This window comes from Thermoactinospora rubra (assembly GCF_002093975.1).
Classification (GTDB): Bacteria; Actinomycetota; Actinomycetes; order Streptosporangiales; family Streptosporangiaceae; genus Nonomuraea; species Nonomuraea rubra_A.
On the sequence record NZ_MSZZ01000045.1, the window covers coordinates 77,917 to 101,134 of the forward strand.

Consider the following 23,218-nt stretch of genomic DNA (forward strand, 5'->3'; position numbering starts at 1 on the left):
TCTCGTGGATGGAGGTGGCTGCGATGCGCCTGATGAAGTACAGGCCACCGGCGGCGCACAACTCGTAGGACGGTGTCTGGCAGCCGCACGTCCATGTGATCACGCGCCTGCGCTCGCCTGGACGCGGCTCGTCCCAATCCAATGCCTGTGACCATGGTGTGGACTTGCGAACGTGCGGGCTGTAGCAGGAAGGCGAATCGAAGAGCGACATCGCCATCAACCTGTCAAAGCCCAGAGGAGAGGCTTTTGCCCCACGCCGCCATGGAACATCGTGGGCGTAGCCGAGCCAGTCGTGCCCCAGTCAGGGCGCCGATGGTGGACGTCGACGACTCCCGGTTCGAGGAGCCGCAATCCGGTGAAGCACTCGCGAACCCGCTCATGACTACCGGCACCCGGCCGATCGTGGACGTTGCCCTGAGTCGGGAGGCCGGAGCCGATGACGATGAACTGCCGGATTCCGGCCTTGACCATGAGGTGCTTTACCGCGCGGCTGAGGAACGTGCGGTCATCTCGCAGACACTCGGCGATGCCCGGAATCGTGACCTTGAGCTTCTCCGCCGCCATTCGATCGGAGCCGAAATGGGCCTCGCTGCCCAGGAGGTAGTCGTGGATCCAAGCCACGCTGGGCGTCGTGATGTCGATGCACGGGGAGCCGCGGTTGTACTCGATCATGGAAGATGGCCTTCGCTTTGCAGCGGAGCGTCCAGCTCGCACCAGACCGTCTTGCCGTCCCGCGTGATATCCACAGCCCAGCGATCGGCGTAGACGCCGACGATCCGCAGCCCGCGCCCACGTTCCGCATCGGCCACCGGCTCGTGCGGGACGGGCAGCTTGCTCGCGTTGCGGTCGCGGACCTCGAGCCGGAGCGTGCCGGACCCGTACGTCAGCACGATCCCGACGGAGGCTCCGTTCGCGCTGGCGTGGGTGATCGCGTTGGTGAGGAGTTCGGAGACCAGGAGCTCGGCGCGCTCGACGAAGTGAGCCAGGTCCCATCGCTTGAGCATCTGCCGGACCCAGGTGCGCGCGGCAGGCACAGCTGCCTTGACGGGCGAGAGGGTGTAAGCGCGCCAGAAAACGCCGCTTGCCAGGGGGGTTGTCATAGCCCTGAAGGAAACGCCGAAGCGGGCTTCGCCTCCAGAGCGAAAGCGTGCAGGAACGACGCATCAATGCCGCATTAGGCCTGTAACCTGCGGGAACACGGGGAATACTGCAAGTGAGCTCCTGTCAATGTCGCGGGAGGAACGGCGGCATGCCAATACGACGACAAAAGCTCGCACAGCGGCGCAAGGCACTCGGATTCTCCCAAGAGGCATTCGCGTATGCCGTTGGCGTCGAGCGATCCACAGTCGTGCGCTGGGAGAGCGGCGAAACGGAACCTCGGCCGTGGCACCGACCCCAACTCGCTGCCGCCCTTCAGCTCACCCTGGAGGAACTCGATCAGATCCTCGCCTCGCCCTCAACGGAGGAGTCAGACGACGAACGTCTGGCTTACGTCCTGCGCCATCCCTCCGCCGTCGACCTGGTGACAGCCGCGCATCTGGCTCAGGAGATCGAGCGGCTCAACGCCGTGTACGACGCCGCACCAGCGGCCTCGCTCCTGGCAGCTGCCGGCCAGTGCCACAGCCACATCACCCTCCTGCACCGCTACGCCCCGCCCGGACGGGTCCGGCGCCAGCTCGCCTGCTCAGTCGCGGAATCGGCCACCTTGATGGGGCAACTCGTCTGGGACGCGTCCCAGCGACGCGATGCCGTGGTGCCACTGCAGTACTTCGACCAGGCGATCCACGCGGCCCGGGAGATCGCTGACCCGGTTCTCGAGGCACATGCCCAGCTACGCAAGGGCTTCGTCGCGCTCTACGGGACCAAGGATCCGCGGGAAGGGCTGAGGCTCTGTGAGGAGACGACGCTCGTCAGCCGGTCGGTGAGCAATGTCCTCACCGGCCTGGGGCACCTTCATGCCGGCGAGGCACACGCGATGCTCGGCGAACGCCGCGCATGCGAAAAGGCCCTGAACGCCGCGGAGGACAGCTTCGCCGCCATCCGCCCGGACGACGAGGCGCTGCCCATGTTCTCGCCGTCGCAGTTCGATCGTCTCGCCGGGTCTTGCTACCTGTTCCTGGGAGTGAACGGCAAGGCCGAAGAGATCCTCACACGCACCGCACGCCGCCTGGTTCAGTGGAAGAAGTCCCAGTCCATCGTGCTGGGCAACCTCACCCTGGCCTACATCCGGCAAGGCAAGCTGGAGGAAGCCTGCGGCACGCTGCACGCGGCAATCGACTTGATCGAGCAGACCCGTGGAGGCGGCGGGATGAACGTCGCCTTCACGGCGGGGCGCGAGCTGGCACCATGGCGCCACGAGCCGTGGGTACAGGACATCAGCGACCGGCTGTTCGCCATGATGACCACATGATGAGGTTGGCGTATGAGCCTTGACGCCGAGAAGAACGCTGTCCGGGAGCGGGTGTGGGCCGCCCTCATCGAAGCCGGGATCTCCACTCCTGACGCCCGGGGATACATTCCCGACTTCGCCGGATCCGACCGCGCCGCCGAACTGCTCGCCGCGACGGCTCCCTGGCGGAAGGCTCGAACCGTCAAGGCCAACCCGGATACCGCGCAGCTCCCCGTCCGGGCGCGAGCGCTCGCCGACGGCAAGGTCCTCTACATGGCCGTCCCGAAGATCGCCTCAATCCAGCCGTTCTACCTGATAGACCCGGCCGACTTGTCGGTACCGCCGCATGAGGCCGCCACCGGCCGCGTCGCCGCGACGGCCAGCCCACGCGTGGGCGTCGAGGACATGCGTCCCATCGACCTGGTCGTGTGCGGCACCGTCGCCGTGAACCGCCAAGGGGTACGGCTGGGCAAGGGCGCGGGTTATTCGGACATCGAGGTGGCGCTTTTGATAGAAGAGGGTCTCGTCAACGACGACACCGTCATCGTGACCACCGTCCACTCGCTTCAGGTGCTGGACGAGCCGTTGCCCGAGGCGGAACACGACTTCCGCGTCGACATGATCGTCACCGAGCAAGACGTCATCACCTGTCCCCGCTCGCCCCGGCCGAGCGGGCTGATCTGGTCGAGCATGCCCGCGGACAAGGTAGCCGCCATTCCGGTCCTCGAGGCTCGGGAGAGCAAGCGCCTGCGCTCGTAGCGGTCCGATTGATCATCGGCTTGGCTTGGCGCGGGCCTCCCACATTTGAACGCCGATGATCCGTAATCGCCCTATGCTCGGGAGGCCCCTGCCAGGGGGTCGCGGGGGGCTCGGCCCCCCGCTGAGGGGAGCCCGGAGCCCCAAAACGCGCGAAGCGCGCCAAGAGCGAAGGCCCACGCCGTACAACAAGCAAGAACGAGTGAAGTGCGCTCAGTCGGAGACCGTGATGCGCAGCCGCCGGAATCCCCGCCCCTTGCTCTCGATCTTCGCCACCTTGATCCGCCCGATCTGCTTGGTCGACGCCACGTGCGTACCCCCGTCGGCCTGCGTGTCCAGCCCGACGATGTCCACGATCCGCACCTGCTCCACCTCCGGCGGCACCAGGTTGGTGGCGGTGCGGATGATGTCCGGGATCGCGAAGGCCTCCTCACGCGGCAGCACCCGGATGTCGATCCGCCGATCCGCCACGATCTCGGCGTTGCACGCCTCCTCCACCGCCTCCTTGAACCCCGGCGGCACCTCCGGCAGGTTGAAGTCCATGCGCGCGCTATAAGGCTCCATGTTCCCGCCCGTCACCAGCGCCCCGTAGTCGCGGAAGACCACCCCGCACAGCACGTGCAGCCCCGAGTGCGTGCGCATGAGCGCCGAGCGCCGCTCGTCGGCCACCGCGCCCCTGACCGTGGTGCCCACCGGCGGGACGGGGTCGCCCTCGGCCGGGATGAGATAGAGGTCGTCGCCCTTGCGCGCGCCGACGATGCGGGTTTCCACGCCCTGCCACAGGAGAGTTCCGTGATCCGCCGGCTGGCCACCGCCGCCCGGATAGAATGCCGACCTGCTCAAGACGATCCCCTCGGGCGACGAGTCGAGCACGACGGCCTCGAAGGAGCGCAGGTTCTGGTCGGTCAGCTCCAGACGTTGCGTGCGTCCATGGAGATCGAAGCTCATATCGGCAGCCTAGAACCATCGAGGTGGTCATGCGCGGCCTGCTGCATCGCCGATTGACGGATCCGGCCGCCGCGCTTGTGGTGATATGTGCGCTTATTGCGGGATGCACGTGTGCTGCGGGGGAAACCAGTCCCACGCCCGCCCCGTCTCCGCGCGGCACGCCGGTGATGATGGTCCTCGGCGACAGCTTCACCGTGGGGTCCGGCCCGGTGCCCGCCTGGCGGGCCTACGCCACGCAGGCCGCCCGCCTGCTGGGCTGGCAGCCGGTGATCGCGGGCGCGGGCGGGACGGGCTTCGTGAACCCGGGCCGGGTCGGGCGCACGTTCCTGGACTCGTTCCTGGCCGAGCTGGCCTGGCGGCCCGAGCCCGACGTCCTGGTGATCTCCGGCGGCCACAACGACCGCCGCTGGAGCCCGCAGCGGGTACGGCAGGCCGCCGCCGCGCTGCTGTGGCAGGTGAAGGCCCGCTGGCCACGCGCCACCACGGTGCTGGTCGGCCCGATGTGGATGGGACGGCCGCCGCGCGAGGCCTACGGGGTGAGGGACGCGCTGGCCGAGGTCGCCGCCCGGGAGGGCGTGCCGTTCCTCGACCCGATGCGGCAGCGCTGGACGGCGGGCCGTACGAGACTGGTGCTGCCCGACCGCATCCACCCGACGGCGGAGGGGCACAAGGTCATCGGCCGCTGGCTGGCCGAGGCGCTGCGGCAGGTCGCTTAGCGGCAGGACTCCCAGCCGGAAGGCGAAATGGCGCGGACGGGCGGCGCGGGCCGCTCACCAGGGACCGTACGGCCCCTGCGAGCCGCCACGGCCCATGCCCTTCACGGCGGGCCTGACGTCGACGATGTAGACCATGGCCGCGATCACGGCGAGGACCGAGAACAGCCCGAGCCCGATGCCGATGAACTGCATGCCGCCGACCAGCATGAAGGCCTGGAGGTAGGACCAGGCGCCGGCGGCCGAGAACAGCGTGGCCAGGGCCAGGATGAGCAGCCACAGGTTCTTGTTGAGCTTGCCCGCCGCCGCGAACGCGGTCGGGTGCACCCTGACGGCGTGGATCAGGGCATAGACGGACATCCCGAAGATGCCCGTGGCGAGCAGCAGGAACAACAGGTTCAGGACGCCGTTGATGACAGTCATGTTCGCTCCGCCCGTGTCGCGCTGACGGTCCCCAGCCTATACGGGGAAGGCACGCGAAAGGCCCGCCTCGATCAAGGCGGGCCTTCCCGGCGGGCTCAGGCCTTGGTGGCCGTGGTCGTGCGGGTCTTGCGAGCCGGGGCGGCCTTGGGCGGCTCGGCCGCCGTGGAGACCTTCTCCATCTCCACCGCGGCCTCCTCCAGCTCCAGCGCGGCCTCGCCGCTCACCTTGCTGACGACCTTGCGGCCGCGGCTGACGGAGGCCTCGTAGACCTCGGCGGCGCGGTGGCCGAGCTGGTCGGCGTACTCGCGGGCCTTGACCGGCAGGTCGCGCACCAGGTTCTCGGCCTTGGTCGCGTAGGCGCGGGTGCGCTCGGGCAGCTCCTTGGCCAGGTCGGCCTCGCGGAGCTTCTGGAACTGTTCGGGCAGCTCGCGGAGCTTCTCGACGACGTAGTCGCCGGCGCCCGCGACCGCATAGAACGGCTTGGACTCGGTGAGCTTCTTGACCTCGGTGGCGAGCGTCATGGGTTACCCTTCCCTGGATTCCGTGGTGACGATTGCTGCCGTTTCCGGTAGCTCGTCCTCCGCTGAGGAGTCGCGCCGGGGTTGGGTGTTCTGGGAGGTTTCATCCTCCCCGGCGCGGTTCTCCTTGCGGAAAGACTCGTAAATGTCGATCAACACCTGGCGTTGCCGCTCGGTGATGAACGTGTCGGCCGTGATCGCGGTGATGACGTCACTCGGCGGCTCGCGGTCCTCGATGAGGCCCGCCTGCACGTAGAGCGCCTGCGCGGAGATCCGCAGACCCTTGGCGATCTGGTTGAGGATCTCGGCGCTCGGCTTGCGCAGGCCGCGCTCGATCTGGCTGAGGTAGGGGTTGGACACTCCAGCAGCCTCCGCGAGCTGGCGCAGCGAGATCTTCGCCTGCTTGCGCTGCTCGCGGATGTATTCCCCGATCGAGCCGACCTTGGGTAGTGCCATGACCCCAGTCTAGCCTCTCTGCTTGCAGTTGCAAGCAGAGAGGCTAACACCTGCAAGCAGTGTTCCGTGAGGTCAGAGGCGGATCACCCACAGGAAGGGCGCCAGGGTGACCAACGTCACGGCCAGCGTCAGCAGGCCGAAGCGCCAGCCGGTGGACAGCTCGGGAGCCGGCTTGATGAGGCGGTCGACCCTGGCCATGACGTGGGAGTGGAGGCCGAGCATGCCCTGCGGGGCCGGCATGGCGCCGGCCGTACCGAACCTGAGCAGCGCGGTGGCCAGGCGGCGGGGAGAGCAGTAGCGGCGGGCGCGGTCGTCGGCGGCCATCTCGACGAGCAGCTCCACCTGCTCCTGGGCCTCGCCGACGACCTTGGAGAACGGCAGGGCCGCACGCAGCGCCGCGAACGGCAGCAGCACCAGGTCGTGGCGCTCGCGCACGTGCGCCGCCTCATGCGCGAGCACGGCGGCCAGCTCGTCGCGCGAGAGCAGCTCCATGGCCCCGGCGCTGACGACCACCTCCGAGTGCCAGCCCGGCACGCAGTACGCCGCCGCGCCCGGGTGGTCGAGCACCCGCACGCCGGGGATACCCGGATCCTCCCGGGCGATCAGCGCGAGCAGCATCCGGTGCCGCCGGCGCGCCCGCAACGTCTGCACGCCCGCCGTCAGCGTCACCATGACGAGCACGGCCAGCATCGACAGCCCGGCGATCATGGCCAGCACGTGCGGCAGGTCCCACGGCTGAGCCGGCTTCTCGCCGTGTGCGAAGGCCGCGAGCCCGCCCACGACGCCCCTGTCGTACGGCATGACCGCGAAGGCCAGCAGGGCCCCGACGGTGGCCAGGCCCCACGTGAGGCCGAGCGCCTGCCACAGCAGGATGGCCAGGCGCGGAGCGCGGTGGGTCCAGCGCGCGGCGGTGAACCGCCAGGCCCCGAGGGCGCAGCCCAGGGCGAGCGCCGTCAACGCCGCCGCGGTGATCACTCTTCCTCCAGCTCCTGTAGCGCCTTGCGCAGGATCTCCGCCTCGTCGCCGGACACGGCCTTGGCGAAGCGGGTCAGGGCGGCCGACCGGTCGCCCGTCATGTCGAGTGCTTCCAGCATAAGCTCGGCGATGTAGGAGTCGCGGCTCTCGGCGGGCTGGTAGCGCCACGCCCGGCCGTCGCGGGTGCGCCTGAGGAAGCCTTTGCGCGTGAGCCGGTCGAGCACGGTCATGACGGTGGTGGGCGCCAGGTCGCGGTCGGCGATCAACTTGCCGACCTCGCGGGCGGTGAGCGGGTTGTTCTCCGCCCAGAGGATGTCCATGATGCTGCGTTCGAGCTCGCCAAGACCCTTCACACTCTCCAGCGTAGTACTACGAGCCGTCGAGCAGGGAGGCGGGGAGATGCATATCACTCTCGTGCAGGGCGACATCACCGAACAGCGAGTCGACGCCGTGGTCAACGCCGCCAACTCCTCGCTCATGGGCGGCGGCGGGGTCGACGGCGCCATCCACCGCAGGGGCGGCCCGGCCATCCTGGAGGAGTGCCGGGCGCTGCGCGCCTCCCGGTACCCCGACGGCCTGCCCACCGGCCAGGCCGTCGCCACGACCGCGGGCGACCTGCCCGCCCGCTGGGTCATCCACACGGTCGGCCCGATCCACTCCACGAGCGAGGACCGCTCCCACCTGCTGCGCTCCTGCCACGTCGAGGCGCTGCGGGTCGCCGACGGGCTCGGCGCCAGGACGGTCGCCTTCCCCGCGATCTCCACGGGCGTGTACGGCTGGCCGCTCGACTCCGCGGCGCGCATCGCGGTCGACGCGGTACGGCGGGCCGAGACCTCGGTGACCTCGGTGGAGGAGGTGCGGTTCGTCTTGTTCGACCGCAAGGCGTACGAGGCGTTCGAGAGCGCGCTGGCGGGATGACGCCGGAGCGGCACGAGCTGGGCCTTCCTGACCCTCGCCGCGACGACTGCCCGTCCGGCGCTCAGCCCACCGCCTCCCATGGGATCGTCACCTCGCCGAGCCGCCAGCGGGCCTTGCCGCCCAGCGGCGGCCGCCGCTCGACCGGCCAGGAGTCCGCCAGCCGGTCGACCGCCCGCAGCCAGCGTTGCCGGCGGCCGTGCACGCCGTACGGCGCCGCCGCGGCCCACGCCCGGTCGAAGTCGGTCAGGAAGGCGTGGATGCGCTCGCCGGGGACGTTGCGGTGGATGAGCGTCTTGGGGAGGCGGTCGGCGAGGTCGGAGGGGGTGTCGAAGGCGTCGAAGCGGGCCGAGAAGGTCAGCGTCCTGGGGCCGGTGGCGTCCAGCCCCACCCAGACCGCCCGGTGCCCGGTCTCCGAGCACGTCCCCTCGACGATCACCCCGCCGGGGGCCAGCTTGGCCCGCAGCACGTCCCAGTAGTGCCACGCCTCGGCCTCGCCGTACTGCCGCAGGACGTTGAAGGCGCGCACGACGGCCGGCGGGCGGGGGACGGGCAGCTCGAAACCGCCCAGGACGAAGGACAGGCCCGGCCGCTCATGCGGCTTGGCCGCCGCCACCCGCACGGGGTCGATCTCGACGCCGACGACCTCGACGCCGCCGCCCAGCCGGGTGAACAGCTCGACGGTGGTGACGGGGGAGGCGCCGTAGCCGAGGTCCACGACGAGCGGGTCGTCGGCCGGGCGGAGCAGGCGCCCGTGGACGGCCAGGAGCCAGCGATCCGCCCGCCGCAACCGGTTGACCCCCGTCGTCCCCCGGGTGATCGTCCCGACCGGCCTGCCCCTGCCCACCCTCCCATTCTCCCGGGTCGGCGGGAGGTCACGACGACACGCGGTACACCTTGTGCTGCGCCGCCTGGGCCCGGGGCCGGATCACCATCCGGTCGATGTTCACGTGCCACGGCCGGGTGACGCACCACGCGATCGCGTCCGCCACGTCGTCGGCCGTCAGCGGCCCCGGCACCCCCTCGTACACCTTCGCCGCCTTCTCGGCGTCCCCGCGGAACCGCGTGAGCGAGAACTCCTCGGTCTGCACCATCCCCGGCGCGATCTCCACGATCCGCACCGGCTGCCCGACCAGCTCCAGCCGTAGCGTCTCGGTCATCGCCGTCTGCGCGTGCTTGGCCGCGCAGTACCCGCCCCCGCCCTCATACGACACCAGCCCCGCGACCGAGGTGAGCATCACCAGCACCCCGTCCCCCGACTCGATCAGCTTGGGCATCAGCGCCTTGGTCATCCGCAGCGAGCCGAGCACGTTCGTGTCGTACATCCGCTGCCAGTCCTCGACCTGCGCCTGCGCGACCGGGTCCAGCCCGAGCGCCCCGCCGGCGTTGTTGACCAGCACGTCGCAGCGCTCCAGGGACGCCGCCAGCGCGTCGACCGACTCCTGGGAGGTGACGTCCAACGTCACGGGCCTGATCCCGGGCACCTCGGCCGCCAGCTTCTCCAGGCGGTCGGTGCGCCGCGCCCCCGCCACGACCTGGTAGCCCTCGGCGGCCAGCCGCCGCGCGGTGGCCGCCCCGATGCCGCTGCTGGCACCCGTCACCACTGCCGTCTTCGTCATGCGCCTATCCTGCCAGGGCGAGCAGGTTCGATCTTTGCGGGGGAATGCCGGAAAGATCTGGACAGTTGTTACCCGTTCGGAGGTGATGCCCGGTGAGGCGCAGACGGGTGGGTCGGGTCGCGACGGTGAGCATGCACACATCCCCTCTGGACCAGCCGGGAACGGGTGACGCCGGGGGCATGAACGTGTATATCGTCGAGACGGCCAGGCGGCTGGCCCAGCTCGGCGTCGAGGTCGAGATCTTCACCCGGCAGACCGCCCGCGACCTGCCTCCGTCGGTGGAGCTGGCTCCCGGCGTGCTGGTCAGGCACATCACCGCAGGCCCCTACGAGGAGCTGGACCGCGCCGACATGCCCGCCCAGCTGTGCGCTTTCCTGTCGGGCGTGCTGCGCACCGAGGCGATGTACGAGCCCGGCCGCTACGACCTCATCCACTCCCACTACTGGCTGTCCGGCCAGGTCGGCTGGCTGGCCAAGGAACGCTGGGGCGTCCCGCTGGTGCACACGATGCACACCATGGCCAAGGTCAAGAACTTACTGCTGGCCGAGGGCGACAAGCCCGAGCCGCAGGCCCGCGTGGTGGGCGAGGAGCAGGTCGTGGAGGTCGCCGACCGGCTCGTGGCCAACACCGACGACGAGGCCGAGGAGCTCAAGACCCTGTACGGCGCGCCCGACGACCGCGTGGTCGTGGTGAACCCGGGCGTCAACCTCAGCGTCTTCCAGCCCGCCTCGACCGGCGCGGCCAGGCGCCGGCTGGGCGTCCCGCAGGACGCCCGCCTGCTGCTGTTCGTCGGCAGGATCCAGCCGCTCAAGGCGCCCGACGTGCTGCTGCGCGCCGCCGCCCGCATGCTGATCGAGGACCCCTCGCTGCGCGACCGGCTCATCGTCGCCTGCGTGGGCGGCCCGTCCGGCAACGGCCTGGCCCGTCCCGACGTGCTCCACAAGCTGGCCGCCGAGCTGGGCATCTCCGACGTGGTACGGCTGGTGCCGCCCGCCCCGCAGGAGGAGCTGGCCGACTGGTACCGCGCCGCCGACGTCACGGTCGTGCCCTCCTACAGCGAGTCCTTCGGCCTGGTCGCCCTGGAGTCCCAGGCGTGCGGCACGCCCGTGGCCGCCGCGTCCGTCGGGGGGCTGCGCACCGCCGTACGGGACGGGGTGTCGGGGGTGCTCGTGGACGGCCACGACCCGCACGACTGGGCCCTCGTGCTCGGGCGGTTCCTGTCCAGCCCGCGCTGGCGCGAGGGGCTGTCGTCGGGTGCGCGGGCGCACGCCGCCCGGTTCGGCTGGTCGGCGACGGCCGCCAGGCTCCTGGAGGTGTACGAGGAGGCCGTGGCGAGCCGGTCTCTTAGGGTGGCGGTATGAGGGATGTCATCGCCGCCGCGCTCGACGCCGCCGAGGTGTCCTACGAGGAGCCGCGGCCCGGCGCGTTCCTGGCCAAGCTGCCCGGCCGGCACAAGCTGGCCACCATGACCTGGCTGATCGTCGGCGAGCAGGCGCTGCACGTGGAGGCGTTCTTCTGCCGCCAGCCCGACGAGAACCACGCCGAGTTCTACAAGTGGCTGCTGACCAAGAACGGCGGCATGTACGGCGTGCACTTCAGCCTCGACGCAGAAGGCGACGTCTACCTCGTGGGCCGGGTGCCGCTGTCCGCCGTGACCGCCGAGGAGATCGACCGGCTGCTCGGCTGCGTGCTCACCTACGCCGACGACTGGTTCGACCGGGCGCTGGAGCTGGGCTTCGCCTCCTCCATCCGCCGGGAGTGGGCCTGGCGCAGCAAGCGCGGGGAGTCCCTGGCCAACCTCCAGGCCTTCGCCCGCCTCATATGATTTGCCCCATGGCGACTTTGGTGCTGGTACGGCACGGCGAGAGCGAATGGAACCTCAAGGGGCTGTTCACCGGCTGGGTGGACGCCGACCTGTCCCCGCGCGGCGAGGCCGAGGCGCGACGCGGCGGTGAGTTGCTGGTCGAGGCCGGCATCCGGCCCGACGTGGTGCACACCAGCCTGCTGACGCGCGCCATCCGCACGGCGAACCTGGCGCTGGAGGCCGCCGGCCTGCTGTGGCTGCCGGTGCACCGCTCCTGGCGGCTCAACGAGCGCCACTACGGGGCGCTGCAGGGCAAGAACAAGGCCCAGACCCGCGAGGCCTACGGCGAGGAGCAGTTCATGCTGTGGCGGCGCTCCTTCGACGTGCCGCCGCCGCCCATCGCCGACGACGACGAGTACTCCCAGGCGGGCGACCCCCGCTACGCGACGCTGCCGCCCGAGCTGATGCCCAGGACCGAGTGCCTCAAGGACGTGGTCGAGCGGGCGCTGCCGTACTGGTACGACCGCATCGTCCCCGACCTGGCGGCGGGCAGGACGGTCCTGGTGGTCGCGCACGGCAACTCCCTGCGGGCGCTGGTCAAGCACCTGGACCAGATCTCCGACGAGGACATCGCCGGCCTCAACATCCCTACCGGGATCCCGCTGGTCTACGAGCTCGACGCGAACTACCGCCCGATCGAGCGGGGCGGCCGCTACCTCGACCCCGAGGCGGCCAAGGCAGCGATCGAGGCAGTGGCGAACCAGGGCCGCTGAGCGCCGGCGTGACCGCGATGGACAGGGCGGCCATCACCGTCATCGCGGTCGCGGGCGAGGTCCATTGGGCGATCGCGCCCGCCAGGGCGGCGCAGACGCCCTGCATGGTCAGCATGCCGGAGGTCTGCAGGCCGAGCGCCTGGCCCCGGATCCCGGCTGGCGTCAGCGCGATCAGCCGCTCCTGGAGCATCAGCGTGGAGGCGTAGCCGAGGGTGGCCACCGTGGCGGCGGCCAGGGCCACCGGCAGGGGCGGCCGGGCGATGAAGATCAGGAACGGCGCGGCCAGCAGGAGCCGCCCGGGGAGCTCCAGCGCCCGCCGCCAGTGCGCGGGCAGGAAGCGCCCGGCGATGAGGTCGCCCGCCAGCATGCCGACGGCCGACCCGGCCAGCAGCAGCCCGGCGTGCGCGGGGTCGTAGGGGACGATCAGCGACTCGGCGCCCACGATGAGGCCGTTGGGCACCCACATCGCCAGGTAGACGTAGCGGCGGGGCACGGAGGACCACAGCTCGGCGTTGACACGCCAGGTCTCGCGGACCGAGGGCCGGCCGCAGGCCCGTGGCGGGCGGCGGGTGAGGCCGAAGCGGGCCACGGCGGCGGCCACGAGATACAGGCACGCTCCCGCGAGCAGCACGCCGCGCGGCGACAGGACGGCCAGCAGCACCCCGCCGACCGCGAACCCGGCGATCTGCATGCCGCCGTTGGCCATGTTGAGCATCGAGCGGCCGAGGAGGTAGCCGTCCTCCGGCAGGATCTCGGTGAGGAGCCCGTAGCGCACGCCGCCGTTCAGCGCGGCGGCCAGCCCCTGACCCAGGATGATCGCGAAGACGCCCCACAGGGGCAGCCCGGGAAGCGCCAGGGCCGCGGTGGCCATGCCGTACAGCAGCGCCAGGCCGGTCAGCGCGGCGCGCGGCGGCAGCCGGTCGGCGGCCGACAGCAGCGTGGTCGCGCCGAGCACATGGGCCAGCGAAGGGCCGAACATGCTCAGCGCGGACAGCAACGGCGAGCCGGTGGCCGCGTAGACCTGCGTGGCGAGGGCCAGGCCGCCCACCGTCTGCGCCGCCACCTGCGCGGTCACGGTCAGGAACAGGGGAGTGAACTCCTGGCTGCGGAAGAGTTCGCGATAGGAGCGCATGCCGGGAGTGTCGGCAGGGCGGTGGCGGCGCCGTTACTGTTTCGCAGGGCGGCGAAACGATGGTTTCCCCGGGAAGACGGAACCATGGTTCTCCGGGGAGGGCGGAACATGGGCTGGTGGCTGGTCGACGCCGACACGCTCGCGGGCAGCCGCTTCCTCGTCTCGCCGCTGGCCGAGACCATCGCCTGCCTGAAGCTCCTGCACCGCGCCCGGGCCGCGCACCCGGGCGAGCGCGAGTGGCTGGACACGTGGCTGCCCGCCTACCGCGAACGCCTGGACTCCGTCGACGCGCTGCTGGTCGACGCCGCGCTGCGGCCGACCTGGACCGCCGACTTCCTCGCCCCCACGCCGACAGGCGAGGAGCGTGCCTTCGAGGAGGAACTGGCCGTAGTCCGCGACTATCCGCCGGAGCGGGCGCTGGAAGACCTGGCCGTGTCGCTCGGCGGCCCGGTCCCGCCCCGGCTGCGCCGCTCGGACCTGCCCGGCCGTGCCGCCGACCTGGTGGCGTGGATCTGGCGCGAGGCGGTGCTGCCGACGTGGGACAGGCGGCGCAGAGTGCTGGAGGCCGACATCGTGGCGCGCACGGCCCAGCTGACCCAGGGCGGATGGGCCGCGGCGTTCCACGACATGCGGCCGGGCATGCGATGGCTGGGCAAAGGCAAGCTGCAGATCAACGCCTACGACAACCCACCGCGCGACATCTCGGGCGGTCGGCTGATGTTCGTCCCCGTCACGCCCCACGTCGGCCAGGTGTCGTGGGACTCGGGCCGCTACGCCCTCGTCTACCCCTGCTCCGGCGTGCTGGTCGAGCCCTCCAGGCGGGCGCCGGAGGCCCTGGGCAGGCTCCTGGGTACGGCTCGCGCCACGGTGCTGGTGCTGCTGGGCCAGCCCAAGAGCACCACGCAGCTCGTGGCGCTGACCGGCCAGGGGCTGGGCTCGGTCGGACGCCATCTCAAGGTGCTGATGGACGCGGGCCTGATCCAGCGCCGCCGGGCCGGGCGGTCCGTGCTCTACTACCGGACTCCCGCCGGGGACGTGCTCACGCGGGCCGGGACCCGGTGACCAGGTAGACCACGTCGGCCGCGATGCGGACCGCGTGGTCGGCGTACCGCTCGTAGTAGCGCCCGATCAGCGTGATGTCGATGGCCGCCTCCACGCCGTGCTTCCACTCCTTGTCCAGGATGTCCCTGAACAGCTTGCGGTGCAGCCGGTCCATCGCGTCGTCGTCGTGCTGCAGCTCCAGCGCCGACTCCACGTCGCGGCGGGCGACGCAGCTGCCGGCCTTGGCGACCAGGTTCTCGGCGATCTGGCCCATCTCCAGGATGGCCGGGCGCATCTCCGGCGGGATCGCCGAGTCCGGGTGGCGCAGCCGGGCCACCTTGGCGACGTGCACCGCCAGGTCGCCCATGCGCTCCAGGTCGGCTCCCATGCGCAACGCCGTGATGACCATGCGCAGGTCCACGGCCACCGGCTGCTGGCGGGCCATGAGCTCGAAGATGGCCGCCTCGGTCTCCGCGAAGATCCGGTTGACCTCCTCGTCCCGCGAGATCACGTTCTCCGCCAGCTCCAGGTCGGCGTCCAGCAGCGCGGTGGTCGCCCGCGAGATGGCCGAACGGACCAGCCGCGTCATCTCGACGAGCCGGCCGGTGAGAGCGTCGAGCTCTTCGTGGTAGGCGTCACGCATGTCCCAAACGTACGTTCCGCTCGATGAACGGCCCTCTACCGCTGGGTGAACTTTGCGGGAAGGGTGCAGGTGGGGGGTCTGATGCCGGAAAAGGGCACCTACCATCGAGAACATGAATGAGTTGGCCATGAGCTTCGCCGCTTTGGCCGGATTCGTCGTGGGCGCGATGGCCGTCCTGCTCTACCGCAACCAGATCGGGACCGCGTCCAGGAGATCCGGCGCCGTCGAGGAGCCGGAGCCCGGAGCCCTCCCGCAGGGCGTCGCCTCGGTGCTGGCCGTCCTGCCCAGCAGCGCCGTCGTCCTCGACGCGCACGACCGGGTCCTGCGCGCCAGCTCGGCGGCGCGGGCGTTCGGGCTGGTCAAGGGTGAGCGGCTGATGGCCGCCGAGCTGCTGGCCCTGGCCCGGCAGGTACGGCGCGACGGCGAGATCCGCGAGAGCGAGTTCGAGGTCGCCGGGCACCGCTTCGGCCAGGAGAGCACCAGCTTCGCCGTGCGCGTCGCGCCGCTCGGCGCCTACGGCCAGGTGCTCGTCCTCGCCGAGGACCAGACCGAGCGGCGCCGCGTCGAGGCCGTGCGGCGCGACTTCGTGGCCAACGTCAGCCACGAGCTGAAGACCCCGGTGGGCGCGCTCAGCCTGCTCGCCGAGACCATCCAGGACGCCGCCGACGACCCCGAGGCCGTCACGCGCTTCGCCGGGCGCATGCAGCACGAGGCGGCGCGGCTGACCTACCTGGTCCAGGACCTCATCACGCTGTCCCGCATCCAGGGCGCCGAGCCCATCCCCACCCCCAGCCAGGTGCTCATCGACGAGGTCGTGCAGGAGGCCATCGACCACTCCACGACCAAGGCCGCCGTCAAGGACATCACGCTCGTCTCCGGCGGCGCCGAGGGCCTGCGGGTGTGGGGCGACGACGAACTGCTCGCCACCGCCCTGCGCAACCTCATCGACAACGCCATCGCCTACAGCCCCGAACACACCCGCGTGATCGTCAGCACCCGGCCCGCCGGCGACTCGGTCGAGATCAGCGTCAGCGACCAGGGCATCGGCATCCCCGAGGAAGCCCTGGAACGGATCTTCGAGCGCTTCTTCCGCGTCGACGCCGCCCGCTCCCGCGCCACCGGCGGCACCGGACTGGGCCTGGCCATCGTCAAGCACGTCGCCGCCGCACACGGCGGCGAGGTGACGGTGTGGAGCAAGGAAGGCTCCGGATCAACCTTCACCCTGCGGCTGCCCGCCTTCGGCGGCACCGCGGTAGCAGTACCCAACGAGAAATCCCTGGAGGCGGCCCTATGACCCGAGTTCTCGTCGTCGAGGACGAGGAGTCTTTCTCCGACGCGCTGTCCTACATGCTCCGCAAGGAGGGCTTCGAGGTCTCCGTCGCCGCCAGCGGCCCGGAGGCGCTGGAGATCTTCGACCGCAGCGGCGCCGACATGGTCCTGCTGGACCTGATGCTGCCCGGCCTGCCCGGCACGGAGGTGTGCCGGTCGCTGCGCCAGCGCTCCAAGGTCCCGGTGATCATGCTGACGGCCAAGGACAGCGAGATCGACAAGGTCGTGGGGCTGGAGCTGGGCGCCGACGACTACGTGACCAAGCCGTTCTCCTCCCGCGAGCTGGTGGCGCGCATCCGGGCGGTGCTGCGGCGGCAGGGCGACGCGGGCGACGAGCTGGAGACCTCGGTGCTGGCCGCCGGGCCGGTGCGGATGGACGTGGACCGGCACATCGTCACGGTGCGCGGCCAGCAGGTGCAGCTGCCGTTGAAGGAGTTCGAGCTGCTGGAGGTACTGCTGCGCAACGCCGGCCGGGTGCTCACCCGCGGGCAGCTGATCGACCGGGTGTGGGGGGCGGACTACGTCGGGGACACCAAGACGCTCGACGTGCACGTCAAGCGCCTGCGCGCCAAGGTCGAGGCCGACCCGTCCAACCCCCGGTGCATCCTCACGGTCCGGGGGCTGGGCTACAAGTTCGAGCCGGTGGACTGACGCCCGCCCGCCGCACCCGGCTCCCTTCGGCCCTCACCCCGGTGCGGCGGCTCGCCGTACCCTCGTGGGGCTCGCCGTACCCCACCCCCTTGGTCCTCAGCCCGTGAGGTGGCGCGCCTGCGGGGCGGAGGACACCGGGCGACTGGAGGGACGCCGGCAGCCGCCAGGCCCCGTCAGTGGTCCCCCGAGTGCGACTCGCTGGCCGAAGGGGTGGGCGTCGCGGTCGGCGTGGGGGCCGGGGTCGCGCCCGGGGCGGCAGGGTACTGCGCGTACTCGCGGCTCCGCGTCACCACCGGCACCTGCATCGTCACCGCCCCCGCGTTGGCGAACTGGAAGGTGACCTTCGCGCTCTCCCCGCCGTCGAGCGGCTCCGCCAGTCCCTCGATCAGGATCTGCGGGCTCGGCTTGCCCGCGTTCACCAGCTTGTTGCTGGGCAGCTGGATCGGCGCGGCCAGCTTCGCGGTGCCCAGCCCCTCGACGGTCACCGCCTGGAGCGTGTCCGGCTTGTCCGTGGTGTTGACCACCTGCACGTACAGCGGCGCCGACGCGCCCTTCGCGAGCTGCGCGCCCGCGTCGGGGCCGAGGATGAACGCCTGGGGAATCACCACGCCACGCGAGCCGTACGCGCTCTTGTCGATGAGGACGGCCGCCTCGTTGGGCGCGTAGGGCTGGTTGGTGTTGGCCCCGAATCCGGCCGCGCAGCCGGCCAGAGCAGGGGCTGCCAGGAACGCGGCGGCGATAATCCAGCGACGGCTGGTCACGGGTGGCTCTCCTTACGATCATGCACAGTTGGGCCGCGACAACCTTATCCACCCGATTCCATGGTCATATCCGCGCCCCCGCAGGTCATTCGCTATGGACGGCAATGCGATTCATAGAGTTGAGCGCTTGTCAAGCCCCAATATGCCGCCTTGACCTGCAGTTATGGTGATTTCACTGTTCCGGGAGACTCTGGATGCGTGGTACCCTGGAGTACAGCGGAAGGGGTACTTGTCACATGACTTTCCAGGTCGGCGACACAGTCGTCTACCCCCACCATGGGGCTGCTCGGATCGAAGCAATCACGACTCGCACCATCAAGGGGCAGGAAAAGACCTACCTGGTGCTCAAGGTCGACAAGGGCGACCTTACCGTCCAGGTGCCAGCCGAAAACGCAGAACTGGTCGGCGTGCGAGACGTGGTCGGCCAGGAGGGCCTGGAGCGCGTGTTCGACGTGCTCCGCATGCCACACACGGAGGAGCCGACCAACTGGTCGCGCCGCTACAAGGCCAATCTTGAGAAGCTCGCGTCGGGTGACGTCAACAAGGTCGCCGAGGTGGTCCGGGACCTGTGGCGGAGGGACCGCGAGCGCGGTCTGTCCGCGGGTGAGAAGCGCATGCTCGCCAAGGCGCGCCAGATCCTCGTGAGCGAGCTGGCCCTCGCCGAGAAGACCAATGAGGACAAGGCTGAAGCCCTTCTCGACGAGGTTCTCAACAGCTGAACACACAACTTCCCCGGGTGGGCGTCGGAGTCGACGTCCACCCGTTCGCATCCGGGCGCGAGCTGCACCTGGCCGGGCTCCACTGGCCCGGCGAGACGGGGCTGTCCGGACACTCCGACGGCGACGCGGCCGCTCACGCCGCCTGCGACGCCCTGCTGTCCGCGGCGGGCCTGGGCGACCTGGGCGGCCTGTTCGGCACGTCCGATCCGCGCTGGGCGGGCGCCTCCGGCGTGTCCCTGCTGGAGGAGACCGCGCGCCAGGTGCGCGCCGCCGGGTTCGAGATCGGCAACGTCGCCATCCAGGTCGTCGGGAACCGCCCCAAGCTGGCGCCCCGCCGTACCGAAGCCGAGAAGGTCCTCAGCGCGGCCGTCGGCGCGCCCGTGTCGCTCAGCGCCACCACCACCGACGGCCTCGGCCTGACCGGCCGCGGCGAGGGCGTCGCCGCCATCGCGACCGCGATCGTGGTGAACCAACCGCGGCCGTGAAGCGTCTCCTTTCCCGGATGCGTTGAGGTGTCCCGGCGGGCGGTGCGGTAAGCCCGCCGCAAGCGGGCGGCGGTTCGTCTCTGGCGCGGTACGGACCGCCGCCCCTTACCACGGGTGACTTCCAGCCGCTTTGGGTACGTCCTCCCTACAAGGGGGGATTTCTCATGCTCGGAGCGATCATTTCCGCCATCGTCATCGGCGCCATCGTGGGCGCGCTCGGACGGCTCATCGTCCCCGGCAAGCAGAACATGTCGATCTGGCTGACGCTGATCGTCGGCATCGCCGCGGCGCTCCTCGGGACGCTGCTGGCCCACGGGATCGGCGTCGCGGACACCAGAGGCATCGACTGGATCGAGCACATCATCCAGGTGGCCCTGGCCGCGGTCGGCGTCTGGCTGGTCGCCATGCTTCAGCGCGGCCGTACCACCACCTGACCTGGGCATTCGATGTTGGTCTGATTACTTGCGGTGGTACGGGTAGATCCCTGTGCGTGGGAGTGAAGGGATCACCCTCACGGGGAGGTTTTCATGACCATCGAATCCATACTCGGTGCGATCGTCATCGGTGCCGTGATCGGCGCCATCGGTCGGCTCCTCCTGCCGGGTCGCCAGGCCATCGGCTGGATCCTGACCATCGCCGTCGGCATCGTAGCCGCGCTGATAGGTACGGCTATCGCCCAGGTCATGGGTGTTGAGACCACGCAAGGAATCGACTGGATAGAGCTCGTCATGCAGGTCGTCCTCGCCGTCATCGGCGTGGCCCTGGTCGCCGGGCTACGACGTGGCCGTGGCGCAGGCACCACCCTGTAACGCCCGTACAACGCCCACACGAAGAAGGCCCGCTCGGCAGGATGGAGCGGGCCTTCTCGGTTCTCCTCGGCCGTTCTCGGCCGTCCTCAGTCCTCCTCGGGAGGCAGCGGGGTGCTGCGCAGGCGGCCCGAGGGGGCCTCGCCGTACGGCTGGCGCCGCTTCTCGGCGACGGGCGGCTCTTCGGGGACGGGCACTTCCTCGGTGACGGTCGGCTCGTCGCGGCCGTACGGCTCTTCGGGGCTGTACGGCTCTTCGGGGCTGGACGGCTCCCGCACGTCGCGGGAGGAGCGCGGCTCTACGGGCCCTGTGTGCTCTGCGGGCTCTCCCGGCTCGTCGGCGGCTTCGGGGCCGTGCCCGGGGTCGGGGTCGAACTCAGGTGACGGTGCCTCCTCACCGGTGGAGGGCGGCTCGGACCTCCGGCGGGGTTCGTCGGCGAAGACGCGGACGGGCTGGGTGTCGGCGTCCCTGTCGGTGACCGTGCCGGGGCGCGGGTGGACGAGCACGTCGGTCGGCGGGTTCGTCGGCCTGGCGCGGTCGCCCCAGCGCACGGGCCTGGCGGGCGCCTCCTCGGGCGTGTGGGTCTCGGCGGGGCGGACGGGCTCCTCTTGCGGCTGCTCGGACTCCGGGCGGTTCTGCGGGATGTGGTGCTCCTGGGTGTCTTGGCGCTCTTGGGGTTCCTCTCGCCGGGGTTCCTGGAGCTCTTCCGGCTCTTTAGGCTCTTCCGGCTCTATGGACTCTTTGGGCTCTTCGGGCTCCCAGCGGGTGACGCGCTCGGAGACGGGGATGGGCTTGTCCGGCGGCTCGGCTGCCGGTCGTGGCTGCGGCTCCGGCTGCGGCTCCGGCGGCTTGGGGGCCGCCTGCGGCCGCTGCGGAGCCTGGGGCGTTTCCGGTGCGTGCGGGGCTTCGGCGCGGGCGGGCGGGGCCGTGGCCGCCTCCCAGGGGAACGGCACGATGTCCGGCTCCGCCGCACGCTCCTCGGCCGCCTTGCGGGTCTGCACATGCTTGATCAGCAGCAGCCACAGCCACAGCGCAACGGCCAGCATCACCCAGGGCGCGACGGCCACGCCGACCGCGGCCTGCCGTACCCCGGCCTGGAAGCCCACCGCGGCGGCCACGTCGGCGGCGGCGGCCGCGCAGAGCAGGAGCACCAGCACCACCGCCGCCTGCACCCGCACCAGCAGCCGCCCGCCGGTGAGCAGCAGCACGCTGATCAGCGTGACCACCAGCAGCGCGTCGAAGGCCACGGGGTACAGGAAGACCAGGTCGCGCCTGGCGCCGCCCTGTAAGGCCAGCTGCTGCAGGTCGTGGAAGGACAGCGCGCAGGCGGTGCCGGTGAGGGCGACGACGGCCAGCCCGGCCAGGGCGATGCCGAGGCGGCGCAGAGTGGATGGGGGAGTCACGTCCATGGCGGATTCGAGCCTACAGAACAATGGCCACATGGAACCGATCAAGGGAGAATGACATGGTCGAGCTGCCCGAGCGAGTGCGGAAGCTGTTCGACGGCGCCAACCACGCGATCGTGACGAGCCTGAACCCCGACGGCGGGCCGCAGTCCACGGTCGTCTGGGTGCGCACCGACGGGGACGACGTGCTGTTCTCGACCGTCAAGGGACGGCGCAAGCACCGCAACTTCCTGCGTGACCCCCGGACGAGCGTCCTGGTGGTCGACCCGGAGGATCCCTACGTCTACGCCGAGGTCCGGGGCGTGGTGACCATGGAGGACGACCCGGACGGCGCGCTCATCCAGGAGCTTTCCCTGAAGTACCGGGGCGAGCCGTGGAAGGAGCCGCCGGGCAACGAGCGGGTGATCGTGCGGGTGCGGCCACGGAAGGTCATCCTGCGAGGCTGACAACCGCGGGGCCGGGCACAGGATCGGGCACGGGGTCGGCCACGGAGCCGGCCACTGCGGGCCCGTAAAACGACGTGCGAGGCGCCGTGAGGCGTTAGCCTTGCCTTCGTGAGCCTGCACATCTACGACACCAGCACCCGCACAGTCCGCGAGTTCGTCCCGGTCCAGGCCGGCCGGGTGTCGATCTACCTGTGTGGGGCCACCGTGCAGGCTCCGCCGCACATCGGCCACATCCGCTCGGGCGTCAACTTCGACGTGCTGCGCCGCTGGCTGATGCGCTCCGGCTACGAGGTGACGTTCTGCCGCAACGTCACCGACATCGACGACAAGATCATCCGGGTGGCCGCCGAGGAGGGGGTGCCCTGGTTCGTCGTCGCCGAGCGCAACCAGCGGGCCTTCACCTGGGCGTACGACCAGCTGGGCTGCCTGCCGCCGACCGTCGAGCCGCGCGCGACCGGGCACGTGCCGGAGATGATCACGCTCATGCAGCGGCTCATCGACCGCGGCCACGCCTACGCCTCCGGCGGCGACGTCTACTTCGACGTGCGGTCCTGGGCCGACCGGTACGGCTCGCTGTCCAACCAGAAGCTCGAGAACATGCGGGCGGCCGGAGACTGCGACGACGAGTCGTTCAAGCGCGACCCGCGCGACTTCGCGCTGTGGAAGGGCGAGAAGCCGGGCGAGCCCACCTGGCCCACGCCCTGGGGTCCGGGCCGCCCCGGCTGGCACCTGGAGTGCTCGGCCATGGCGACCAAGTACCTGGGGCCGACCTTCGACATCCACGGCGGCGGGATGGACCTGATCTTCCCGCACCACGAGAACGAGATCGCCCAGTCCCAGGCGGCCGGCGACGGCTTCGCGCGCTACTGGATGCACAACGGCCTGCTCAAGATCGGCGCGGAGAAGATGAGCAAGTCGCTGGGCAACTCGCTGCTCATCCCCGACCTGCTGGAGAAGGTCCGCCCGGTCGAGCTGCGCTACTACCTGGCGGCGCCGCACTACCGCTCCTCGATCGACTTCTCGGAGGAGTCGCTGCTCGAGGCCGCCGCCGCCTACCAGCGCATCGAGGGTTTCGTCACGCGGGCCGCCGAGGTCATCCACGACGTCGACGCGCACGCGCCGCTGCCCCAGGCGTTCGTCGACGCCATGGACGACGACCTCGGCACGCCCCAGGCCCTGGCGGTCGTCCACGAGGTGGTCCGCGAGGGCAACGTCGCGCTCTCCCAGGGCAACAAGGAGGCGGTCGCGCGCCTGCTCGCCGAGACCCAGAACATGCTCGACGTGCTGGGCCTCGACCCGCGCTCGCCGCAGTGGCGCTCGGCCGGCTCCGACCTCAAGCCGGTCGTCGACGCGCTGGTCGCCGTGGCCCTGGAGCAGCGGGCCGCCGCCCGGGCCCGCAAAGACTACGCCGCCGCCGACGCCATCCGCGACTCCCTGGCCAAGGCCGGGATCGTGGTCGAGGACACCCCGCACGGGGCTCGGTGGCAGCTGGCGCGCTAGTACCCTGGTG

General features: G+C 70.7%; 29 protein-coding genes. 16 read left to right on the forward strand and 13 right to left on the reverse strand.

What is annotated here, in order from left to right:
• Nucleotides 1-216 precede the first annotated feature (216 nt).
• Both BSB02_RS30485 and BSB02_RS30490 read right to left on the reverse strand, forming a co-directional pair.
• The gene (locus BSB02_RS30485; RefSeq protein ID WP_084964155.1) at nt 217-672 is read right to left on the reverse strand and encodes an SAM-dependent methyltransferase; all 456 of its coding nucleotides are present in this window, start codon (nt 670-672) and stop codon (nt 217-219) included.
• A complete protein-coding gene (locus BSB02_RS30490; RefSeq protein WP_084964157.1) occupies nt 669-1,100 on the reverse strand; it encodes an ATP-binding protein in 432 nt (143 codons plus the stop codon). Before BSB02_RS30490 ends, BSB02_RS30485 begins: the two co-directional genes overlap by 4 nt.
• Before the next feature lie 149 nt (nt 1,101-1,249).
• Between BSB02_RS30490 and BSB02_RS30495 the strand changes: the two genes are divergently transcribed.
• Together BSB02_RS30495 and BSB02_RS30500 are read left to right on the forward strand one after the other, a co-directional pair.
• Nucleotides 1,250-2,410 carry a helix-turn-helix transcriptional regulator gene (locus BSB02_RS30495; protein WP_084964159.1) on the forward strand — a complete coding sequence of 387 codons (1,161 nt, stop codon included), beginning with the start codon at nt 1,250-1,252 and terminating at the stop codon, nt 2,408-2,410.
• 12 nt (nt 2,411-2,422) lie between these two features.
• Complete coding sequence (locus tag BSB02_RS30500) at nt 2,423-3,148, forward strand: 5-formyltetrahydrofolate cyclo-ligase (RefSeq protein ID WP_084964161.1); 726 nt, start codon at nt 2,423-2,425, stop codon at nt 3,146-3,148.
• A 210-nt stretch (nt 3,149-3,358) separates the two neighbouring features.
• On the opposite strand, the gene BSB02_RS30505 is transcribed toward BSB02_RS30500, so the two are convergent.
• Nucleotides 3,359-4,093 carry an alanyl-tRNA editing protein gene (locus tag BSB02_RS30505; protein WP_084964163.1) on the reverse strand — a complete coding sequence of 245 codons (735 nt, stop codon included), beginning with the start codon at nt 4,091-4,093 and terminating at the stop codon, nt 3,359-3,361.
• A 167-nt stretch (nt 4,094-4,260) separates the two neighbouring features.
• On the opposite strand from BSB02_RS30505, the gene BSB02_RS30510 reads away from it, so the two are divergent.
• A complete protein-coding gene (locus tag BSB02_RS30510) occupies nt 4,261-4,809 on the forward strand; it encodes an SGNH/GDSL hydrolase family protein (protein WP_206184974.1) in 549 nt (182 codons plus the stop codon).
• A 54-nt stretch (nt 4,810-4,863) separates the two neighbouring features.
• Here the strand turns inward: BSB02_RS30510 and BSB02_RS30515 are convergent, their stop codons facing one another.
• The 5 genes from BSB02_RS30515 to BSB02_RS30535 all read right to left on the reverse strand — a co-directional run bounded on the left by BSB02_RS30515 (nt 4,864) and on the right by BSB02_RS30535 (nt 7,531).
• A complete protein-coding gene (locus tag BSB02_RS30515; RefSeq protein ID WP_084964167.1) occupies nt 4,864-5,229 on the reverse strand; it encodes a DUF2516 family protein in 366 nt (121 codons plus the stop codon).
• 95 nt (nt 5,230-5,324) lie between these two features.
• Nucleotides 5,325-5,750 carry a hypothetical protein gene (locus BSB02_RS30520; RefSeq protein ID WP_084964169.1) on the reverse strand — a complete coding sequence of 142 codons (426 nt, stop codon included), beginning with the start codon at nt 5,748-5,750 and terminating at the stop codon, nt 5,325-5,327.
• Nucleotides 5,751-5,753: 3 nt separating this feature from the next.
• Nucleotides 5,754-6,203, reverse strand: coding sequence for a helix-turn-helix domain-containing protein (locus tag BSB02_RS30525; protein WP_084964171.1), 450 nt, complete (start codon nt 6,201-6,203; stop codon nt 5,754-5,756).
• 72 nt (nt 6,204-6,275) lie between these two features.
• Nucleotides 6,276-7,178: a M56 family metallopeptidase gene (locus BSB02_RS30530; RefSeq protein ID WP_084964173.1), complete on the reverse strand. Its 903-nt coding sequence runs from the start codon at nt 7,176-7,178 to the stop codon at nt 6,276-6,278.
• The gene (locus BSB02_RS30535) at nt 7,175-7,531 is read right to left on the reverse strand and encodes a BlaI/MecI/CopY family transcriptional regulator (RefSeq protein ID WP_084964175.1); all 357 of its coding nucleotides are present in this window, start codon (nt 7,529-7,531) and stop codon (nt 7,175-7,177) included. Before BSB02_RS30535 ends, BSB02_RS30530 begins: the two co-directional genes overlap by 4 nt.
• Before the next feature lie 46 nt (nt 7,532-7,577).
• On the opposite strand from BSB02_RS30535, the gene BSB02_RS30540 reads away from it, so the two are divergent.
• Nucleotides 7,578-8,096 (forward strand): O-acetyl-ADP-ribose deacetylase, encoded by a 519-nt coding sequence (locus tag BSB02_RS30540; protein ID WP_084964177.1) that lies wholly within the window; start codon nt 7,578-7,580, stop codon nt 8,094-8,096.
• Nucleotides 8,097-8,157: 61 nt separating this feature from the next.
• On the opposite strand, the gene BSB02_RS30545 is transcribed toward BSB02_RS30540, so the two are convergent.
• On the reverse strand, nt 8,158-8,940 hold the full coding sequence (locus BSB02_RS30545) for an SAM-dependent methyltransferase (protein ID WP_084964179.1): 783 nt from the start codon (nt 8,938-8,940) through the stop codon (nt 8,158-8,160).
• A gap of 28 nt (nt 8,941-8,968) precedes the next feature.
• Nucleotides 8,969-9,712, reverse strand: coding sequence for an SDR family NAD(P)-dependent oxidoreductase (locus BSB02_RS30550; RefSeq protein ID WP_084964181.1), 744 nt, complete (start codon nt 9,710-9,712; stop codon nt 8,969-8,971).
• A gap of 92 nt (nt 9,713-9,804) precedes the next feature.
• On the opposite strand from BSB02_RS30550, the gene mshA reads away from it, so the two are divergent.
• The 4 genes from mshA (at nt 9,805) to BSB02_RS30575 (ending at nt 14,483) form a co-directional block, all read left to right on the forward strand.
• On the forward strand, nt 9,805-11,073 hold the full coding sequence (mshA, locus tag BSB02_RS30555; protein WP_276206371.1) for a D-inositol-3-phosphate glycosyltransferase: 1,269 nt from the start codon (nt 9,805-9,807) through the stop codon (nt 11,071-11,073).
• Entirely contained in the window at nt 11,070-11,537 is a 468-nt protein-coding gene (locus tag BSB02_RS30560) for a type III secretion system chaperone family protein (RefSeq protein ID WP_084964185.1), read from the forward strand. The genes mshA and BSB02_RS30560 overlap by 4 nt, the downstream gene beginning before the upstream one ends.
• Nucleotides 11,538-11,545: 8 nt before the next feature.
• Nucleotides 11,546-12,289 (forward strand): phosphoglyceromutase, encoded by a 744-nt coding sequence (locus tag BSB02_RS30565; protein WP_084964187.1) that lies wholly within the window; start codon nt 11,546-11,548, stop codon nt 12,287-12,289.
• 1,240 nt (nt 12,290-13,529) lie between these two features.
• Complete coding sequence (locus BSB02_RS30575) at nt 13,530-14,483, forward strand: helix-turn-helix domain-containing protein (RefSeq protein WP_084964189.1); 954 nt, start codon at nt 13,530-13,532, stop codon at nt 14,481-14,483.
• On the opposite strand, the gene phoU is transcribed toward BSB02_RS30575, so the two are convergent.
• The gene (gene phoU / locus BSB02_RS30580; RefSeq protein ID WP_084964191.1) at nt 14,461-15,105 is read right to left on the reverse strand and encodes a phosphate signaling complex protein PhoU; all 645 of its coding nucleotides are present in this window, start codon (nt 15,103-15,105) and stop codon (nt 14,461-14,463) included. The two genes, BSB02_RS30575 and phoU, sit on opposite strands and share 23 nt — an antisense overlap.
• Before the next feature lie 112 nt (nt 15,106-15,217).
• Between phoU and BSB02_RS30585 the strand changes: the two genes are divergently transcribed.
• Together BSB02_RS30585 and BSB02_RS30590 are read left to right on the forward strand one after the other, a co-directional pair.
• Nucleotides 15,218-16,399, forward strand: a complete 1,182-nt coding sequence (locus BSB02_RS30585) for a sensor histidine kinase (protein WP_084964193.1) — start codon at nt 15,218-15,220, stop codon at nt 16,397-16,399.
• Nucleotides 16,396-17,085, forward strand: coding sequence for a response regulator transcription factor (locus BSB02_RS30590; protein WP_084964195.1), 690 nt, complete (start codon nt 16,396-16,398; stop codon nt 17,083-17,085). Before BSB02_RS30585 ends, BSB02_RS30590 begins: the two co-directional genes overlap by 4 nt.
• A 173-nt stretch (nt 17,086-17,258) precedes the next feature.
• Here the strand turns inward: BSB02_RS30590 and BSB02_RS30595 are convergent, their stop codons facing one another.
• Nucleotides 17,259-17,846: a copper chaperone PCu(A)C domain-containing protein gene (locus BSB02_RS30595; RefSeq protein WP_084964197.1), complete on the reverse strand. Its 588-nt coding sequence runs from the start codon at nt 17,844-17,846 to the stop codon at nt 17,259-17,261.
• Between the two features lie 236 nt (nt 17,847-18,082).
• Between BSB02_RS30595 and BSB02_RS30600 the strand changes: the two genes are divergently transcribed.
• From BSB02_RS30600 to BSB02_RS30615, 4 genes are all read left to right on the forward strand, one after another.
• The gene (locus tag BSB02_RS30600; RefSeq protein WP_084964199.1) at nt 18,083-18,565 is read left to right on the forward strand and encodes a CarD family transcriptional regulator; all 483 of its coding nucleotides are present in this window, start codon (nt 18,083-18,085) and stop codon (nt 18,563-18,565) included.
• Nucleotides 18,566-18,582: 17 nt separating this feature from the next.
• Nucleotides 18,583-19,050, forward strand: a complete 468-nt coding sequence (gene ispF, locus BSB02_RS30605) for a 2-C-methyl-D-erythritol 2,4-cyclodiphosphate synthase (RefSeq protein ID WP_084964201.1) — start codon at nt 18,583-18,585, stop codon at nt 19,048-19,050.
• Nucleotides 19,051-19,214: 164 nt separating this feature from the next.
• Nucleotides 19,215-19,484, forward strand: coding sequence for a GlsB/YeaQ/YmgE family stress response membrane protein (locus BSB02_RS30610; RefSeq protein ID WP_084964203.1), 270 nt, complete (start codon nt 19,215-19,217; stop codon nt 19,482-19,484).
• 93 nt (nt 19,485-19,577) lie between these two features.
• Nucleotides 19,578-19,859, forward strand: a complete 282-nt coding sequence (locus tag BSB02_RS30615; protein WP_084964204.1) for a GlsB/YeaQ/YmgE family stress response membrane protein — start codon at nt 19,578-19,580, stop codon at nt 19,857-19,859.
• An 86-nt stretch (nt 19,860-19,945) separates the two neighbouring features.
• Here BSB02_RS30615 and BSB02_RS30620 read toward each other — a convergent pair whose 3' ends face one another.
• Nucleotides 19,946-21,265, reverse strand: coding sequence for a hypothetical protein (locus BSB02_RS30620; protein WP_084964206.1), 1,320 nt, complete (start codon nt 21,263-21,265; stop codon nt 19,946-19,948).
• 56 nt (nt 21,266-21,321) lie between these two features.
• On the opposite strand from BSB02_RS30620, the gene BSB02_RS30625 reads away from it, so the two are divergent.
• Together BSB02_RS30625 and cysS are read left to right on the forward strand one after the other, a co-directional pair.
• Nucleotides 21,322-21,708 carry a PPOX class F420-dependent oxidoreductase gene (locus BSB02_RS30625; protein WP_084964208.1) on the forward strand — a complete coding sequence of 129 codons (387 nt, stop codon included), beginning with the start codon at nt 21,322-21,324 and terminating at the stop codon, nt 21,706-21,708.
• A 108-nt stretch (nt 21,709-21,816) separates the two neighbouring features.
• Complete coding sequence (cysS, locus tag BSB02_RS30630; protein ID WP_084964210.1) at nt 21,817-23,208, forward strand: cysteine--tRNA ligase; 1,392 nt, start codon at nt 21,817-21,819, stop codon at nt 23,206-23,208.
• Nucleotides 23,209-23,218 lie beyond the last annotated feature (10 nt).

Bases quoted from the DNA above. Each gene is read 5' to 3' on its own strand.
- BSB02_RS30485 (WP_084964155.1), bottom strand. From the start codon at position 672: ATGATCGAGTACAACCGCGGCTCCCCGTGCATCGACATCACGACGCCC.
- BSB02_RS30490 (WP_084964157.1), bottom strand. From the start codon at position 1,100: ATGACAACCCCCCTGGCAAGCGGCGTTTTCTGGCGCGCTTACACCCTC.
- BSB02_RS30495 (WP_084964159.1), top strand. From the start codon at position 1,250: ATGCCAATACGACGACAAAAGCTCGCACAGCGGCGCAAGGCACTCGGA.
- BSB02_RS30500 (WP_084964161.1), top strand. From the start codon at position 2,423: ATGAGCCTTGACGCCGAGAAGAACGCTGTCCGGGAGCGGGTGTGGGCC.
- BSB02_RS30505 (WP_084964163.1), bottom strand. From the start codon at position 4,093: ATGAGCTTCGATCTCCATGGACGCACGCAACGTCTGGAGCTGACCGAC.
- BSB02_RS30510 (WP_206184974.1), top strand. From the start codon at position 4,261: ATGATGGTCCTCGGCGACAGCTTCACCGTGGGGTCCGGCCCGGTGCCC.
- BSB02_RS30515 (WP_084964167.1), bottom strand. From the start codon at position 5,229: ATGACTGTCATCAACGGCGTCCTGAACCTGTTGTTCCTGCTGCTCGCC.
- BSB02_RS30520 (WP_084964169.1), bottom strand. From the start codon at position 5,750: ATGACGCTCGCCACCGAGGTCAAGAAGCTCACCGAGTCCAAGCCGTTC.
- BSB02_RS30525 (WP_084964171.1), bottom strand. From the start codon at position 6,203: ATGGCACTACCCAAGGTCGGCTCGATCGGGGAATACATCCGCGAGCAG.
- BSB02_RS30540 (WP_084964177.1), top strand. From the start codon at position 7,578: ATGCATATCACTCTCGTGCAGGGCGACATCACCGAACAGCGAGTCGAC.
- BSB02_RS30550 (WP_084964181.1), bottom strand. From the start codon at position 9,712: ATGACGAAGACGGCAGTGGTGACGGGTGCCAGCAGCGGCATCGGGGCG.
- BSB02_RS30560 (WP_084964185.1), top strand. From the start codon at position 11,070: ATGAGGGATGTCATCGCCGCCGCGCTCGACGCCGCCGAGGTGTCCTAC.
- BSB02_RS30565 (WP_084964187.1), top strand. From the start codon at position 11,546: ATGGCGACTTTGGTGCTGGTACGGCACGGCGAGAGCGAATGGAACCTC.
- BSB02_RS30575 (WP_084964189.1), top strand. From the start codon at position 13,530: ATGGGCTGGTGGCTGGTCGACGCCGACACGCTCGCGGGCAGCCGCTTC.
- phoU (WP_084964191.1), bottom strand. From the start codon at position 15,105: ATGCGTGACGCCTACCACGAAGAGCTCGACGCTCTCACCGGCCGGCTC.
- BSB02_RS30585 (WP_084964193.1), top strand. From the start codon at position 15,218: ATGAATGAGTTGGCCATGAGCTTCGCCGCTTTGGCCGGATTCGTCGTG.
- BSB02_RS30590 (WP_084964195.1), top strand. From the start codon at position 16,396: ATGACCCGAGTTCTCGTCGTCGAGGACGAGGAGTCTTTCTCCGACGCG.
- BSB02_RS30600 (WP_084964199.1), top strand. From the start codon at position 18,083: ATGACTTTCCAGGTCGGCGACACAGTCGTCTACCCCCACCATGGGGCT.
- BSB02_RS30610 (WP_084964203.1), top strand. From the start codon at position 19,215: ATGCTCGGAGCGATCATTTCCGCCATCGTCATCGGCGCCATCGTGGGC.
- BSB02_RS30615 (WP_084964204.1), top strand. From the start codon at position 19,578: ATGACCATCGAATCCATACTCGGTGCGATCGTCATCGGTGCCGTGATC.
- BSB02_RS30620 (WP_084964206.1), bottom strand. From the start codon at position 21,265: ATGGACGTGACTCCCCCATCCACTCTGCGCCGCCTCGGCATCGCCCTG.
- BSB02_RS30625 (WP_084964208.1), top strand. From the start codon at position 21,322: ATGGTCGAGCTGCCCGAGCGAGTGCGGAAGCTGTTCGACGGCGCCAAC.